Source organism: Mannheimia cairinae, assembly GCF_028649535.1.
GTDB lineage: Bacteria > Pseudomonadota > Gammaproteobacteria > Enterobacterales > Pasteurellaceae > Mannheimia > Mannheimia cairinae.
In genome coordinates, this window is the sequence record NZ_JAQSJE010000009.1 from 28,942 (window position 1) to 41,498 (window position 12,557).

24 protein-coding genes are annotated in these 12,557 nt (G+C 37.9%); 2 read left to right on the plus strand and 22 right to left on the minus strand.

Translation table 11 applies throughout. The features are described 5' to 3' along the window. The first annotated feature begins 87 nt into the window (after nt 1-87). Nucleotides 88-1,317, plus strand: coding sequence for a tyrosine-type recombinase/integrase (locus tag PTQ27_RS09030; RefSeq protein WP_273749011.1), 1,230 nt, complete (start codon nt 88-90; stop codon nt 1,315-1,317). Here PTQ27_RS09030 and PTQ27_RS09035 read toward each other — a convergent pair. The 21 genes from PTQ27_RS09035 to PTQ27_RS09135 form a co-directional block, all read right to left on the minus strand. After that, nucleotides 1,280-1,477 (minus strand): helix-turn-helix transcriptional regulator, encoded by a 198-nt coding sequence (locus tag PTQ27_RS09035; RefSeq protein WP_273749010.1) that lies wholly within the window; start codon nt 1,475-1,477, stop codon nt 1,280-1,282. The genes PTQ27_RS09030 and PTQ27_RS09035 overlap by 38 nt on opposite strands. Nucleotides 1,478-1,528: 51 nt before the next feature. Next, nucleotides 1,529-1,843, minus strand: a complete 315-nt coding sequence (locus tag PTQ27_RS09040) for a Y16D family protein (RefSeq protein WP_273749009.1) — start codon at nt 1,841-1,843, stop codon at nt 1,529-1,531. 8 nt (nt 1,844-1,851) lie between these two features. Further along, entirely contained in the window at nt 1,852-2,121 is a 270-nt protein-coding gene (locus PTQ27_RS09045) for a hypothetical protein (protein ID WP_273749008.1), read from the minus strand. Between the two features lie 3 nt (nt 2,122-2,124). Next, entirely contained in the window at nt 2,125-2,514 is a 390-nt protein-coding gene (locus tag PTQ27_RS09050; RefSeq protein ID WP_273749007.1) for a hypothetical protein, read from the minus strand. Nucleotides 2,515-2,516: 2 nt separating this feature from the next. Further along, a complete protein-coding gene (locus PTQ27_RS09055) occupies nt 2,517-2,726 on the minus strand; it encodes a hypothetical protein (protein WP_273749006.1) in 210 nt (69 codons plus the stop codon). Beyond that, the gene (locus PTQ27_RS09060) at nt 2,723-2,959 is read right to left on the minus strand and encodes a hypothetical protein (RefSeq protein ID WP_273749005.1); all 237 of its coding nucleotides are present in this window, start codon (nt 2,957-2,959) and stop codon (nt 2,723-2,725) included. Before PTQ27_RS09060 ends, PTQ27_RS09055 begins: the two co-directional genes overlap by 4 nt. Then, on the minus strand, nt 2,956-3,387 hold the full coding sequence (locus PTQ27_RS09065) for a DUF6378 domain-containing protein (protein WP_273749004.1): 432 nt from the start codon (nt 3,385-3,387) through the stop codon (nt 2,956-2,958). Before PTQ27_RS09065 ends, PTQ27_RS09060 begins: the two co-directional genes overlap by 4 nt. 70 nt (nt 3,388-3,457) lie before the next feature. Next, entirely contained in the window at nt 3,458-4,246 is a 789-nt protein-coding gene (locus tag PTQ27_RS09070; protein WP_273749003.1) for a hypothetical protein, read from the minus strand. A gap of 121 nt (nt 4,247-4,367) precedes the next feature. After that, nucleotides 4,368-4,841 carry a single-stranded DNA-binding protein gene (ssb, locus tag PTQ27_RS09075; RefSeq protein WP_273749002.1) on the minus strand — a complete coding sequence of 158 codons (474 nt, stop codon included), beginning with the start codon at nt 4,839-4,841 and terminating at the stop codon, nt 4,368-4,370. A 12-nt stretch (nt 4,842-4,853) separates the two neighbouring features. Then, nucleotides 4,854-5,108 carry a helix-turn-helix transcriptional regulator gene (locus PTQ27_RS09080; RefSeq protein ID WP_273749054.1) on the minus strand — a complete coding sequence of 85 codons (255 nt, stop codon included), beginning with the start codon at nt 5,106-5,108 and terminating at the stop codon, nt 4,854-4,856. Nucleotides 5,109-5,542: 434 nt separating this feature from the next. Beyond that, nucleotides 5,543-6,202, minus strand: a complete 660-nt coding sequence (locus PTQ27_RS09085; protein WP_273749053.1) for a translocation protein TolB precursor — start codon at nt 6,200-6,202, stop codon at nt 5,543-5,545. Further along, nucleotides 6,195-7,115 (minus strand): recombinase RecT, encoded by a 921-nt coding sequence (locus PTQ27_RS09090; RefSeq protein WP_273749001.1) that lies wholly within the window; start codon nt 7,113-7,115, stop codon nt 6,195-6,197. The genes PTQ27_RS09085 and PTQ27_RS09090 overlap by 8 nt, the downstream gene beginning before the upstream one ends. 12 nt (nt 7,116-7,127) lie before the next feature. After that, nucleotides 7,128-7,337 carry a hypothetical protein gene (locus tag PTQ27_RS09095; protein WP_273749000.1) on the minus strand — a complete coding sequence of 70 codons (210 nt, stop codon included), beginning with the start codon at nt 7,335-7,337 and terminating at the stop codon, nt 7,128-7,130. After that, nucleotides 7,334-7,501 (minus strand): hypothetical protein, encoded by a 168-nt coding sequence (locus PTQ27_RS09100; RefSeq protein ID WP_273748999.1) that lies wholly within the window; start codon nt 7,499-7,501, stop codon nt 7,334-7,336. The genes PTQ27_RS09095 and PTQ27_RS09100 overlap by 4 nt, the downstream gene beginning before the upstream one ends. After that, the gene (locus PTQ27_RS09105; RefSeq protein WP_273748998.1) at nt 7,494-7,853 is read right to left on the minus strand and encodes a helix-turn-helix transcriptional regulator; all 360 of its coding nucleotides are present in this window, start codon (nt 7,851-7,853) and stop codon (nt 7,494-7,496) included. Before PTQ27_RS09105 ends, PTQ27_RS09100 begins: the two co-directional genes overlap by 8 nt. A 9-nt stretch (nt 7,854-7,862) precedes the next feature. Further along, complete coding sequence (locus PTQ27_RS09110) at nt 7,863-8,009, minus strand: hypothetical protein (protein WP_273748997.1); 147 nt, start codon at nt 8,007-8,009, stop codon at nt 7,863-7,865. Between the two features lie 103 nt (nt 8,010-8,112). Further along, complete coding sequence (locus PTQ27_RS09115) at nt 8,113-8,787, minus strand: Bro-N domain-containing protein (RefSeq protein WP_273771128.1); 675 nt, start codon at nt 8,785-8,787, stop codon at nt 8,113-8,115. 282 nt (nt 8,788-9,069) lie between these two features. After that, nucleotides 9,070-9,333 (minus strand): hypothetical protein, encoded by a 264-nt coding sequence (locus PTQ27_RS09120; protein ID WP_273748995.1) that lies wholly within the window; start codon nt 9,331-9,333, stop codon nt 9,070-9,072. 110 nt (nt 9,334-9,443) lie between these two features. After that, entirely contained in the window at nt 9,444-10,349 is a 906-nt protein-coding gene (locus PTQ27_RS09125; protein ID WP_273748994.1) for a P63C domain-containing protein, read from the minus strand. A 326-nt stretch (nt 10,350-10,675) separates the two neighbouring features. Further along, the gene (locus PTQ27_RS09130) at nt 10,676-11,209 is read right to left on the minus strand and encodes a hypothetical protein (protein WP_273748993.1); all 534 of its coding nucleotides are present in this window, start codon (nt 11,207-11,209) and stop codon (nt 10,676-10,678) included. Nucleotides 11,210-11,314: 105 nt separating this feature from the next. Then, on the minus strand, nt 11,315-11,902 hold the full coding sequence (locus PTQ27_RS09135; protein WP_273748992.1) for an LbetaH domain-containing protein: 588 nt from the start codon (nt 11,900-11,902) through the stop codon (nt 11,315-11,317). 234 nt (nt 11,903-12,136) lie between these two features. On the opposite strand from PTQ27_RS09135, the gene PTQ27_RS09140 reads away from it, so the two are divergent. Continuing rightward, nucleotides 12,137-12,331 (plus strand): hypothetical protein, encoded by a 195-nt coding sequence (locus tag PTQ27_RS09140; RefSeq protein ID WP_273748991.1) that lies wholly within the window; start codon nt 12,137-12,139, stop codon nt 12,329-12,331. Here the strand turns inward: PTQ27_RS09140 and PTQ27_RS09145 are convergent. Continuing rightward, entirely contained in the window at nt 12,312-12,533 is a 222-nt protein-coding gene (locus tag PTQ27_RS09145; protein WP_273748990.1) for a hypothetical protein, read from the minus strand. The two genes, PTQ27_RS09140 and PTQ27_RS09145, sit on opposite strands and share 20 nt — an antisense overlap. Nucleotides 12,534-12,557: the final 24 nt, after the last annotated feature.

Below are 12,557 nucleotides of genomic sequence, written 5' to 3' on the forward strand. Positions count from 1 at the left end.
AAATAATCCAGCCCTATCCAATTTTTTTCGTGGGTGTTTTTGTGGGTGTGTTTTAGGAGTTATTAAATGCCAAAAGTAATTAAGCCTTTGACGGCCACAGAAGTTAAAAATGCAAAACCTGAGGATAGTCCGTTGCAAGATGGTTATGGTTTATCTCTGATTGTTACTGGACATTCTAAAAGATGGAACTTTCGTTATCCTAGACCTTTTACAAAAAAACGCAATGACATTAGTCTAGGTTCTTATCCTGAAGTATCTTTACTTGATGCTAGAACGTTGCGTGATGAATATCGAGCTATGCTAGCAAACGATGTCGATCCTGGTGAATATCGTAAACAAGTTAAGAGAGAACAGGAGCAGGCTGTTGAAGAAACTCAAAATACGTTTGAGAATGTAGCGATCAAGTGGCGAGATAACTTTAAGTCCAAACAGGTTATGCAGGAAACAATGGCAGAAGACTGGCGTCGGTTAGAAAAGCATATTTTCCCCTTGTTGGCTAAAGTTCACATTGGGAAAGTAAATTCTAAGCTGCTTGTTGATGTGTTGTTGCCGGTTTATAAAAAAGGACATACATCGGTAATTGAAAAGGTGCTTAGAACGGTATGTGGCGTAATGGATTATGCAGAAAATACCGGGTTAATTGAAATCCATAATTGCCATAAGGCGAGAAAGTCATTTAATTTTAATCCAGCACAGAATAACCCGACCATTCCACCTGAGCAATTACCTAAATTTGTGCGAGATATTCTAAAGGCGGATATTCAGCCTAGAACCTTGTTATTAATTTTTTGGCAGCTACTTACAGCTGTTCGGCCGTCCGAAGCTGTGGAAGCTGAGTGGGGGGAAATTGATTTTAAAAATAAACTTTGGAATATCCCTAAAGAGAAGATGAAAGGACGAAAGAATGCAAAGAAAGCTCATACCGTTCCGCTTTCCTCTCAGTCTATATCCATCTTAAGATTGCTTGAGCAACATAAGGGAAGTTCAAGATTTATTTTTCAAAGTATATTAAAGCCACACCAGCCAATGAATAGTGAAACTGTGAATGTGGCTCTAAAGCGTAACGGGTATAAAGGAATTTTAACAGGACACGGTATGCGGTCAATTGTGCGTACTTATCTTGCTCAGCAGGGGGTAGATGATACCGTAGCTGAAAAAGTGCTTGCTCACGATGTGAAAGATAAGCTCGTTAAAGTTTATAACCGATATGATTATTTACCAGAACGCATACCTGTGATGCAGATGTGGGGCGATTACGTAGAGCAATGTGGATGGCGGATCAGCGAGCATTCATTTGCTCTTTCTGATATGCGGTAATTTCACTTTCTACAAAGCGAGTGGATACACCCATTTTTACCCGCTTGGGGAAGTCAGGTTTAAAGTGTGGGGATTTTGGATTTAACCAATTATGCAAGGTTGATTTTTTAATCCCTAACTTATCTAAAACCTCACTGATTTTTAAGTATCTTACTTCCATTTTCTCTCCTAAAAATAACCGCCTGTATTTCTACAAGCGGTTGGATTATTCTTAATAAAGCATTTCGCTATAAAGCTCGTCAGGTTCATAACCTATACTATTTCGTATCTGGGTATTTTCTTTGGCTATTTTAAGAGCTTCTTTTCTATCTACATATCTACCAAAGTTCGTAATAAAACCTTGTGAGATTTCTTTAATTTCACAATCTTCAGCGTAGGGTTGGATAGCTTCTAATACATCACGTCCATCAGGAGAGTAGTGTCTTACCATCGGAATAACAACTTCTACTCCCTTTCGGTTAAGGTTAATATCTCCTTGATGTCGCTTGTTAAATTTAATAGCAGCACATACGATTAGTTCTTTCATAATTAATATTATTCCTCAAAACTATAAAATCCCGACCCAACACAGGATTCTAAATCAAAATTCTCAAATCTGCCGAAAGCTACAAAATAAAAACCTTCTTCTTCTAGATAGGTTGTTTCCACATAAATTTTATGCTCACTACGTAAAGTGCAGTTGAAATCTATTTTAATATCCTTATCTCGTAGCATATCTTTATATTCTGGAAGCACTACCCCTAACGTATCTAACACATCAGGATCGTGCAAACCAAAATTCTTGCTTAACCATTTTAATTTCATTTTTTATCTCCGATTATCACGCATTGCATCAAGCCAAGCCTGTGCATCTTCTTTTGACCCGAAATAGATGCAAAGATCAAATGTTTCTTGACTCAAATTTTCATTATAAACGTATTTTATTACTTGTCGGTACGTGATATCCATATACCACATCTCGTATTGTGGTTCTTTTAGTGGGCAAGGTAAGGTTAATGTTACAGTTGGTCTTGGTTCTCCCCACATAGTGTATTCTTCTAATTCTTCTAAGTAGACAGGATTCCATACACTATAATCTGATGTACTTTCAACAATATAAGTATTTTTTGAATTTCTTCTAGCATATATGTAACATTTGTATCCTTTAAAATTAACTAATTTTCCAGACAATGCTTCTTCTAAGTTAAACGGTTTCATATTTATCCCCCTATGTAATGTTTCTGTAAAAAGTCATTTGGACATAAATGTGAGTATCCTTTCTCATTTAACCAAACTTCTGTTTCAGTCTCTAAGGTAATAAACCAAGCACCATCTGACATATTTTCAGCTATACTGTCGATGGTTTCGATAAATCCTTTATATTCATTGATTTGATCTTTATTAGGGTATTTGCGTTTTGTTGTTCTCATATATTTCCCTTTCTGTTTCTGTGGCTATGTTTTACGATAATCGGCTGATGTTCTGGTTCGTGATATTCATCAAGCTGTCTGAGTAGTTTTTGCTTCTCCTTTACTAACTCCTCATTGCGTTGGAGTAGTGAGTTATTATGATTGGCGATATATTTCGCTTGTTCTCTCAACCGCTCATTTTCAGCACATAACAAGCGGTATCGTTTCCAATGGTAAAAAGGGTTTAGGTTCATTTTCCCTCCAGATATTCGCTTTTATTTTTCCCAGTCAAAAACTCCAATACCTCAATCGCTTGCTCTTTAGTTTCAAACTCCAAATCTAGTCGCCAAATAGAGCTCTTATTAAGGTGTGATTCAGGATAAAGGCTATCTGTTAATGGTTTTGGTAATTTTTTAATCTCACTAGGTTTGTAAAGCCCACCCCCTAAAAGAGCATAGCCAGCTCTATCTAGGTAGTTATCTTGATTATTCGCTCCCCCATTTAAGGTCCGAGCAATTTTGAATAATTCCATTTCAACCGAAATTTGCTGCGGCCAAGTTAATTTTTCAGCGTATTGGTCGCTAACCTTTCTAAATCCTCCGTAGATTTCAGAAAAGGTTTTATAGCTGCCGTGCTGTTGCTCTCGCTCGTCCAGAATTCCTTGTATTATTTGGTTAGTCATGATTTATCCCTTAATAAAAAAGCCCTCTCATTAAGAAAGGGCTGTCACATATAATTTTTTAACATGCATCCTAATCAGGAATTTTAAAATCAAACTCTTCAGGTTGCTTGATTTGTTTTATTACCTTACCTTCAGCATAATTTTTAAAGGCACGCATTGTCTTCTTCATTAGCTTTTTTCGTTCCTCCTGTCCGTGAGTGGTATTTTTAGAAGACAGTAAATGTTCTCGGAATTTAATTGCTGTAACATCGCCAGCTTTTCTGTCATCAGGCATAATACCTGTTACAAGCATATCCATAAATCTTTCAACTTCCGCCTCCCCATAATAAAGTGAACAGACTGCTAATGATGCGAGAATGGGAGCAGATGTAACCCCCTTCTTTGTACTTCTCCCTAGATTTTGTCCAAATAAGACTAGATTTCTATTTCTTAAAAAATAGTCTTCATATTTGAATAAATTAGGCGGTTGTGCATTTCCTTTGTCGGCAAGAATTTTTAGTATAGCCGCTCCAATTAAGGATAGTTCGGAATATCCAGCAATCCTTAATTGATCTTGCATACTACGAACTCGCCCATTATCAATCGCCTTTGTGTCGTTAAAAGTTAAACCTTTAGTGACCATTACTTCAACTGCAGTATCTGATAACTCAATCCCTTTTAAGCGGTGTTGTCCATCAATCAGATCTCCATTATCTGAAAATGCAATACCTTGATGAGTAACCACCCAATTTCCAGATAAAATAATATCTCGATAAACTTTCGCTCTTTTAATATTTAATGAGCGGTTTTGGTTATTGCATTTGCTTAACCACTCGCTTGCCATTTTTGGCGTAACAGTAATAATTTGTGTAACTATCATTACATAATCTCCTAATATAATTACATATTTTTGGCTCGCTAATTTTGGCGAACCAATGGCGGTATTTTGAGCTCCCCGATTTTGGGGAGCGCAAATTTGGCAAATTCAAGTTATATGTAATTCAGAATGGGATGTCGTCAAAGTTACTCGACTGTGATTGATTAATCTGTTTACGTTCACCGTCAGAATAACCATCCCATTGTCCATTCTGCTTTTTCTGTTGCTGTTGTGGTCTATTGATTTGCTGTGTGTTGCTATCTTGCTGACCGCCTAACATTTGCATTACATCACCTTGAATTTCGGTAATGTACCTATCCTGTCCGTTTTGATCTTGCCATTTACGAGTTTTTAAGCGACCCTCAATATAAACTTGTGAGCCTTTACGCAAGTATTGACCACATACTTCTGCTTGTCGGCGATAAAATACAATGCGATGCCACTCGGTATTCTCTCGTTTTTCGCCTGTGTTTTTATCTGTCCAGCTTTCGGATGTTGCCACACTAATATTTGCTACAGCTTCGCCATTTGGCATTGTTCGCATTTCAGGGGCGTTACCTAAACGACCCAATATGATTACCTTATTTACACCAGCCATTTATGAATGGCCCTATTTTGTTCTGCTGTCTGCCAAAGATTGAATAAATGCGTTGATTTCACTCTCTAGATAACCAACCGAATTAGCTCCTAATTGAATCTTCTTCGGGAAGTCAGGGCGATAGCGTTTAGATTTCGGATTTTGCCAGTCTGAAAAAGTGGTTTTGCCTATTCCAAGCATTTTTTTAACCTCCGATGTTCGTAAGATTTTATCCCCCTTGGTAACAGATGTAGGATTCTTTTCAGTAGTATCTATACCTTTACCCATAGCAAGTGACATAATTTTTTCTGGCGATTCGTAGATTACGAAAGATTTTAACTCGCTTTTACTTACTTCTTCATCGTAAATCAGATGATAGCTATCTAACGGATACTGAAGAATGATTTCATTTAAACGGTCGGAATGTTCGCTATCAAAAAACACAATACTGGCATCATTTTTGTATTTAATCTCAAGCTGTTTATCATAATTAGCAATAACACAACTTATAATGCCACCATCTGATTCTTTAGCGAGTGATGGTGTAATTTCAGGTATTAAGTATTCTTCATCTTGGAAAGGTTTAACTGCTACAATATGTTTGGCGTTAATATATACTTTCTCGAAAATAATAGAATCTATGTAAGGAGTTCTATTGCTGTTTTTATCAAAAGCTGGTTCGCTTACAAACCAAACAAAGTTAAGTGGTATAAGATTTGCCATTACATCATCTCCTCAATTAATTGTTTATAGTATTTTTCTGCTGCGGCAACTCGGTCTTTGATTTTATTAATCACCTCATCATCTCTAGGGATTGTTACTGTAGTGATTCGTTTTTCTTGCGGTATTTGCTCGACTAAATCGACCAGTTTATCGGTGCTTTCGTATGTTCCAATAAGGTCAAAAGGGGTCGGGAATAACACAAAATCAATCTGAGCCTCTACGCAATCCCATAACCACATATAACCTTGCATTTGGGTATCGTAACCAGCTTTAACCGCTTTTGCTTCTGCTTCGTCTTTAAAAAATGGGTGCGTGCCAATATCCCAAGAGCATTTTGTATCGATAATCAGCTTGCGACTTGGAACATAGATATCGCACTCTCCGTTGATTATGCCGTTATCTCGGCGTTCGGTATTTTTCTTTAATACCAAACCACGAGTAAAACCGCTTAATTTAATGGCTTGCTCTTCCAGTTGGTTTCCTTTGACAGTGTATTTATTACCATCAAAGGATTGATAACCAAATAAGTCATATTTAGCCATTTCACGCACCGCAGCTTTTGCGGTGTCTGAAATTTTGCCAGCTTCCTTGTCGGCTTTCGTGCGTGGCTCGCTCATTAGCAAGTTGAGCATTGAGCAGCGGGGCTTAAATTCATACATTGGCTTGATCATTCTCTAATTTCTCCAACTCCGCATATTGCTCTTTATTAAACTCATAGCCAGCATCGCACATATCTTGCAACGTGCTTTCCTTGTTGATGATGGTCTGTTTGCATTTTTCAAACACTTCATCGCTTACTTTTAATTCGGTAAATTCAGCTTCTTGAATTTCATTATCAGGGTAAGCAAACTCCACATTATCCACATCCTTAACAATTGACTGATCCGCTAATACCGCTTGTTGCATTTCAACAGATAAAGGAGCTTGTTTAGAGAGTAGCGACTTCATCACAGTCTTAAGCGCCATTGCTTCAAAATTATCGTGCCATACGCCATAGCCTTTGCGGTACGTTTGGCTGTATCGGTTAGCATGGTCGTGTACTTCTTGCGTGGTCATATAGATTTCAGCCGTAAACTCATTAACCAGCTTGAAGTAAGCGTAATAACCAATCGGCTTTTCATCTTTCTGTGGTTTCTGTTTCCAGTCAAACTCGTAGCCGTTAATTGGGTCTTCAGCAATTAGCTGTTTTTCATAAACCGGCACGGCGACTAATCGCTTGAATTGTCCGCTACGTTGAGCTAGCTGAATTAATCCTTTGTAACCTAACTGAAATTGTGCCTCTGTTTTTCTCTCCTTTCGGTTTTGGTATGGCACAATATAGGCAAAGCCCAAGCCGTTTTGTAGTGGTAACTGTAATGTTGCAGCCATACAAGCAGCATTAAACACACTCATAGGGTCGGCATTGCGTAACATTGGGCTGCTATTCACAATCTGCAGTACGCTTGTCGTGAATGTCGCTGCATTTTTGTTTAGTAATTCTTGGAACTTATTTTTGATGTTCGGCTGCTCAAAAAAAGTCTTAATCGGGAATTTATCCTGTTGTTTTGCCACTTGTTGATTTTGGTTTGTCATTTCTCTATACCTCTAGAATTCTTCTCTACGCTTTCTCTGCTCGTCCAAATAAGATTCTATTGCTGCAACCCAACTGTCAGAACCGACTAATGCATCTGTAATTGCACTAAAACCATTATTGCCTAGCAGTTCAATCAATCTTTCTTCCAGCTCAATAAAAGCATCTTCATCTTCATCGTAAGGAGGTTGCATTGCTGCGTCTGTGTAGTCATATCCAATCATTTCGATACTCCTAATTTAATTCTTTCTGTAACTTTAAATTCACACGTTTCGGGCTTGCATTTGCTCTCTGGTACTAGTTCTTCGCCATCACTGCATTGAGAGATAGTCGAGAAAACAACCAAGCATAAAAACGCTGCTAGGCTGTATTTAATATGTTTAAGCATTGTCAGCCTCTCTTTTCTGTTTGCGTTTAAACATTAGCTTGTAAAACTCGTTAAAAACAGATACTGGTAACGCTTTCTTCTCTTTCTGTTCTTGTCTTAACTTTTCATAATTAGCCTCAGATAAGAGGTAGTAAGGTTTTTCTTTCGACTCTTTAATAAACTTCAACACGTCTTTTTTCTTGTACTGAAGAATTAAACGGCGATCTTTAGCATTCGAACGCAATTTTTGAGGTTTAGGAAAGAATGGTCGCCTCTTGGTTCTATCTTCTTGGCTCCACCCATAAAGATTAGCTGTTGAAATACCGAGCAATTCGGCAACCTCTTTAGAGTTTAGATATTCTACTTTCTTCATAATCACCTCTTAATTTAACTGCTTCTTAAGTTGCTCGACTTGATACATCAAGACTGATTGCATTCCGTCATTTTTCGCTAATCTGTTTTGTAGGTGACAGATTTCGCATTCGATTTCGTGGCGAGTTAATATTTTTGGTTGCGTAAAAGTTGGCATAATTACGTTCCTTTTTTAGTCAAAAATCTGAATTTTGGGTGTAAAAAGCCCCTCCGCTGAAAATTACGGAGTCAAACGCAAGGAGTTTGCGGAGGGGAAGCGGTTAGAAAGTTGGCTTTTTAAATGCCGGATCGAAACCTCGAACGTGTTTGAGTACACGCCAGTTTGTCATCGGATCACAATCAAAGTCTTTAGTAATCCGTTCAAGGATTTTGTGAGCTGATTGTGCGGTGTGGCTATATTCAAAACCTTGTCCGTAAATTTCGCCAGCCATATTTGAGCCGAGTTTCTCAAATGCAGGGTAGATATGGCGGAAGGTATAAATGCCACGCACGAAAGCGAACCACGCCCATACTAGGCTTTGGAGTTCATCTTCGGTAAAGTCGAAGGTGTATTTCTTTGGCGGTGGTGCAAGCGGTAGATTTTGCTGAGAATTTTGCAACGCATATTTACCAGTCTTGCGAATTTGTGGCAGAACTTCTTCAAATACCCACGCCTCGAACTTTTCCGCTTCGGGTTTGCGTGATTTGATGATTAGGCGGTATAGGTTAGGTTCGTTGATAAATGTTAATTCCTGATTTCCGCCTTTTGTAGGGGAGTAGCGTTTCGCTACCCCCTTTTCTTTACAGTGCTTTTTGATTGCATCTGTATCATTCACATAACCGAGAATATCGCAAACGTCTTTTGCTCCGAACCAAAATTCTTGGTTAGGATCTACAATTACACGAACTTGAGATGATTTGAAATTGAATGCAGAGAATTGAACTTGATTTGTCATTTTGTTTTCCTTTGTATGAATAAATTGAATTTACTCATCACGAACAAAACGCCAATTTTGTTGGTGATGAACTGAACAGGATTGGCGTACCGCTACAAAGGAACACGGCGATCTTTCGATCTCCCATTCAGCCCATCATTGGTTTTTACTACATTGTAGTAAAATGAGGTTTGAATTTTTGGCATAAAAAAACCGCTTAATAGCGGAGTTTACACCCCTTTGTAATTAGCGACGCCAATCGCTGTCGAGGTATATACTAAAGCGGTTTTTAGACGTCGTCAATCAATTTTTTGTTTCAGGCTCGAAATGACCATTTACAGCATTTAATGCTTTGTGATATGCATCATACAGCATCGAATATGCCATATCAGCACTTTGATTTCTTTGCCCATTTTCCAGTATATCTAACACCTCTTTAACCGCCGTCAGACTGTTTAATAATTTAGCTTTAGACTGTGGATCATTTGATGTTGCAATGGCAAGAGTAGAAATGCCAGTACAGGCATTCAATGCTAATTGAAGTGCAGAAAAATCTTTGATTTCCATAGTACTTTACCTTTTTTAGATACAAAAAAAGCCACTAAATGGTGGCTTGATAACTTTCTGTTGAAAGTGCGGTTATCTTAGCCGTTTTAAGCGGTTTTGTCAATTAGATTTTATTCTTTGGTATGCCCTTTATCATCAAAATTAAATGGTAAATCCAATTGCCCACTTTGACGTAATTTGAGTTTTTGGAAGTTGTTCCACATTTCTTGCATATTATCCGAAAGTTGAAATAACGTTACAATTTGGTTGATTTGAGCTGTTAAATGTGGGCTTCCAATATCATCTGTTAAAAGTTGGTGAAAGCGTGCGGTTGGATTGCCACTTTCACTTTTAGGGATGTTGGTTCGCAGTTCTTCTAATACGCCTTGCGGTAACTGTTCGTAAATCAGTTTATTTGTCCAAGTACCGACAACACCGGGGCGTTTCTGTATACCTTTGACAGTGTAGTCCCAACCGTTTAAGCGGAATAATTCTTTGTAGAAAATATCTGGAAAACGTTTTTGCCACGGTAACAATTCTTCACTGATATATTTGCGGAGAATTTGTTGTAGTTCGTCTTTTTCCCTTTCGTATTGGTAGCCTGTGGCTTCATCAACAAGAGCGGTGATCCCGACTTTAGCAAAGGCTCTAATCAGAATTTCGCACTGTTCGGCAATAATAGCTTGACGTGGGGAGAGTGAAATGTGTCTTCTTGCATCTAGAAAAGCATCGCATAAATCAGCAAGTAAAGTTGCTTCGTAGCCATTGATTTTTTGTGTGCCACGATAGCAAGTTATCGGCTCAAAGTGGCCCGGTTCTTTGTCCTTGTAAATAAAGGGTTCAAGAGTTTTTTGGTTTAAATATCGGGCTAATCTTGTCCCAGAACTTTGCTTACCATCTTCAATATCAACAATCTTTAATGCTTCTTGCATTTTACGCCCTGAAAGCACTCGTGTACCGTCATCAAGGACATAACAAGGAATATCCACGCCCGCTAAATCTAAAATCCCTTCATATAAAATTTCACGCTTTGCCATTTTTATTCTCCGATTTTAGGTATAAAAAAGGTCGCATAACGTGCGACCAATCCCGACTTTCTGCTGAAAGTGCGGCTATCTTAATCCGAAGTTAGGCGGTTTGTCAATGCTGTTTTTAACGAGAACAGCAAAACTCGCCTTACTTGTCACCACAACGCATAAGGATTATAATTTATACAACCACAACGTATAAACTAGGATTTGTTATGTCTAATCAAAAACCATCTCAATCAAAACCAACCCCATCTAAACCTCAGCAGCCTGCTTATAAAAAGCCCGCTCCAGTGTTTGTAGGTGATAGTGTAGATATTCCTAAGAAGAAATAATTAGGGTAAATAATGCAGTAAGCTTGAACTAATCACCATTAATAAAATCGGCAAGCTGATAGCAGTCATAATCGCTCTATCGGTATATTTCCGATATATAGCATTGGTATTAAGCAAATATAAAATAGCTTGGTTGATGTTATGTAATTCATAGCGTCTTAGTATGCCAAGTTTATTTTTATCTTGGCTGTTTTTGAATGATTCGTTATAAAGATTTTGTGGAATGTTTGTCCCCATTTGTCGTATTTTACTTAATAAAACGTAATGAGTTAGCATAAATGCGGATATTGTCCAACCCGCCATTAGCAAAATGGCATTGACAATAATAATAGGATGTATTTTATCAATGCTGTTTATTAGCAGTAATGAGATAGAGCCAATACCCAAAAGCAGATAATTTAATAGGCGGTAGGCTTTTTCCCGATTGTTTTCGTTTGATTTTTTTACATCGTCGTAACTCTGTAAGGCTTGTTTTTCTAAGTATTCAAGCATTTCATCATCTGTATCTAAAAAATAATCATCAGGTAAGTCCATTAGTTACTCCAATATTAAAGTTATTGAGACCTGCTATTGTAATGTTGATTTTGTTATAAACAAAATCAATCTATCACGCCTGCTAGGTCGCTTAGTTATCTAGCATTATCCCAAAATCCGAGATCTAGCCACCTCAATCAGTAATTCATATTCTCGCTTGATTTTCTCATCGTGAACTTTTGCCGACTCTCTCAGAAACTCCTCAACTGTGCCGCTAAAGCAACCACGAGAGGCTAACAATTCGCCTGTTTTTGATTTGTACACCGTTAGCGTGCCATTTTCACGTCCAACTTTTGAAAACCAGACAAGAGATTTTTCACTATCCACACAAGCATCACCGTACACCTGTGCATTACCGAACACCTGTGCATTACCGGACACCCGAGCATCACTGTACACCTGTGCATTACCGAACACCCGAGCATTACCGTACACACAAGCATCACTGTACACCTGTGCATTACCGAACACCCGAGCATTACCGTACACACAAGCATCACCGTACACCTGTGCATTACCGAACACCCAAGAGTGATCTTCTTGGTCTAGATTTGATTCAATCTCAATATACCCACCTGAATCACCAGCTTTAACGCCTATAGATGGAATATCAATGAGGGCTTTAATTCTATACAACTTAATTTTTTGAATTCCGACCTCAATGAAATCATCGGTTAATTCATATTTTTTCATAATTTACCTCTTGTTTAGCCATTCAAAACGGCACTTGTCTAACATTCCCCTCAAAGCACAATCTATCTAACTCTTTACGTTGTATTCGTTTCGATGATGGTGGTATCGGTTCTCTGTAAATGCCGTTTGGAATAGTTGCCTTTCTTTATACTTGTAAGGCTCAAGTCCCTTATTGCCTCTCACAACTCTAAGGAATATAATTAAGTCTCTCACAACTCAAATAAGGATCAAATTATGAAAAAATCAACTGCTGATTTGTTAGCGTACGATATGGCTAAATCAAGATTCTCTCAATCTGAGTACAATTTAAATGAATATTCTGCAAGAGATGTAGCTCGTTTTATTAAAGTTCTATCCTCAGAGTTTCAGGAACATCTTGATGATATTAATTCTGATGAATTAGAAAGATTTACTGGTTTATCAAAATAAACGCTTCTCGTAATTCTTTGGCGAGTTCTAATGCACCCTTGCCACCATAGCTTTTTGCGTGTTCTAAAACAGCCTGCTTGATGAGTTCTTTATCTTCATCAGATAGGCTTTCTTCTTTAAAACTCACTTCCAAATTTTTAATACTTCCCATTTGCTCATTCAAAAGAGCTAATTTAGCAATTTCAAAATTTTTACTTTTCATAAGTTACCTCTGGTTAAATATTCC

Excerpts from the sequence above, each read along its gene's own strand:
- PTQ27_RS09035 (WP_273749010.1), bottom strand. The coding sequence starts at position 1,477 with ATGGAAGTAAGATACTTAAAAATCAGTGAGGTTTTAGATAAGTTAGGG.
- PTQ27_RS09040 (WP_273749009.1), bottom strand. The coding sequence starts at position 1,843 with ATGAAAGAACTAATCGTATGTGCTGCTATTAAATTTAACAAGCGACAT.
- PTQ27_RS09045 (WP_273749008.1), bottom strand. The coding sequence starts at position 2,121 with ATGAAATTAAAATGGTTAAGCAAGAATTTTGGTTTGCACGATCCTGAT.
- PTQ27_RS09050 (WP_273749007.1), bottom strand. The coding sequence starts at position 2,514 with ATGAAACCGTTTAACTTAGAAGAAGCATTGTCTGGAAAATTAGTTAAT.
- PTQ27_RS09055 (WP_273749006.1), bottom strand. The coding sequence starts at position 2,726 with ATGAGAACAACAAAACGCAAATACCCTAATAAAGATCAAATCAATGAA.
- PTQ27_RS09060 (WP_273749005.1), bottom strand. The coding sequence starts at position 2,959 with ATGAACCTAAACCCTTTTTACCATTGGAAACGATACCGCTTGTTATGT.
- PTQ27_RS09065 (WP_273749004.1), bottom strand. The coding sequence starts at position 3,387 with ATGACTAACCAAATAATACAAGGAATTCTGGACGAGCGAGAGCAACAG.
- PTQ27_RS09070 (WP_273749003.1), bottom strand. The coding sequence starts at position 4,246 with ATGATAGTTACACAAATTATTACTGTTACGCCAAAAATGGCAAGCGAG.
- ssb (WP_273749002.1), bottom strand. The coding sequence starts at position 4,841 with ATGGCTGGTGTAAATAAGGTAATCATATTGGGTCGTTTAGGTAACGCC.
- PTQ27_RS09080 (WP_273749054.1), bottom strand. The coding sequence starts at position 5,108 with ATGGGTAAAGGTATAGATACTACTGAAAAGAATCCTACATCTGTTACC.
- PTQ27_RS09085 (WP_273749053.1), bottom strand. The coding sequence starts at position 6,202 with ATGTATGAATTTAAGCCCCGCTGCTCAATGCTCAACTTGCTAATGAGC.
- PTQ27_RS09090 (WP_273749001.1), bottom strand. The coding sequence starts at position 7,115 with ATGACAAACCAAAATCAACAAGTGGCAAAACAACAGGATAAATTCCCG.
- PTQ27_RS09095 (WP_273749000.1), bottom strand. The coding sequence starts at position 7,337 with ATGATTGGATATGACTACACAGACGCAGCAATGCAACCTCCTTACGAT.
- PTQ27_RS09100 (WP_273748999.1), bottom strand. The coding sequence starts at position 7,501 with ATGCTTAAACATATTAAATACAGCCTAGCAGCGTTTTTATGCTTGGTT.
- PTQ27_RS09105 (WP_273748998.1), bottom strand. The coding sequence starts at position 7,853 with ATGAAGAAAGTAGAATATCTAAACTCTAAAGAGGTTGCCGAATTGCTC.
- PTQ27_RS09110 (WP_273748997.1), bottom strand. The coding sequence starts at position 8,009 with ATGCCAACTTTTACGCAACCAAAAATATTAACTCGCCACGAAATCGAA.
- PTQ27_RS09115 (WP_273771128.1), bottom strand. The coding sequence starts at position 8,787 with ATGACAAATCAAGTTCAATTCTCTGCATTCAATTTCAAATCATCTCAA.
- PTQ27_RS09120 (WP_273748995.1), bottom strand. The coding sequence starts at position 9,333 with ATGGAAATCAAAGATTTTTCTGCACTTCAATTAGCATTGAATGCCTGT.
- PTQ27_RS09125 (WP_273748994.1), bottom strand. The coding sequence starts at position 10,349 with ATGGCAAAGCGTGAAATTTTATATGAAGGGATTTTAGATTTAGCGGGC.
- PTQ27_RS09130 (WP_273748993.1), bottom strand. The coding sequence starts at position 11,209 with ATGGACTTACCTGATGATTATTTTTTAGATACAGATGATGAAATGCTT.
- PTQ27_RS09135 (WP_273748992.1), bottom strand. The coding sequence starts at position 11,902 with ATGAAAAAATATGAATTAACCGATGATTTCATTGAGGTCGGAATTCAA.
- PTQ27_RS09140 (WP_273748991.1), top strand. The coding sequence starts at position 12,137 with ATGAAAAAATCAACTGCTGATTTGTTAGCGTACGATATGGCTAAATCA.
- PTQ27_RS09145 (WP_273748990.1), bottom strand. The coding sequence starts at position 12,533 with ATGAAAAGTAAAAATTTTGAAATTGCTAAATTAGCTCTTTTGAATGAG.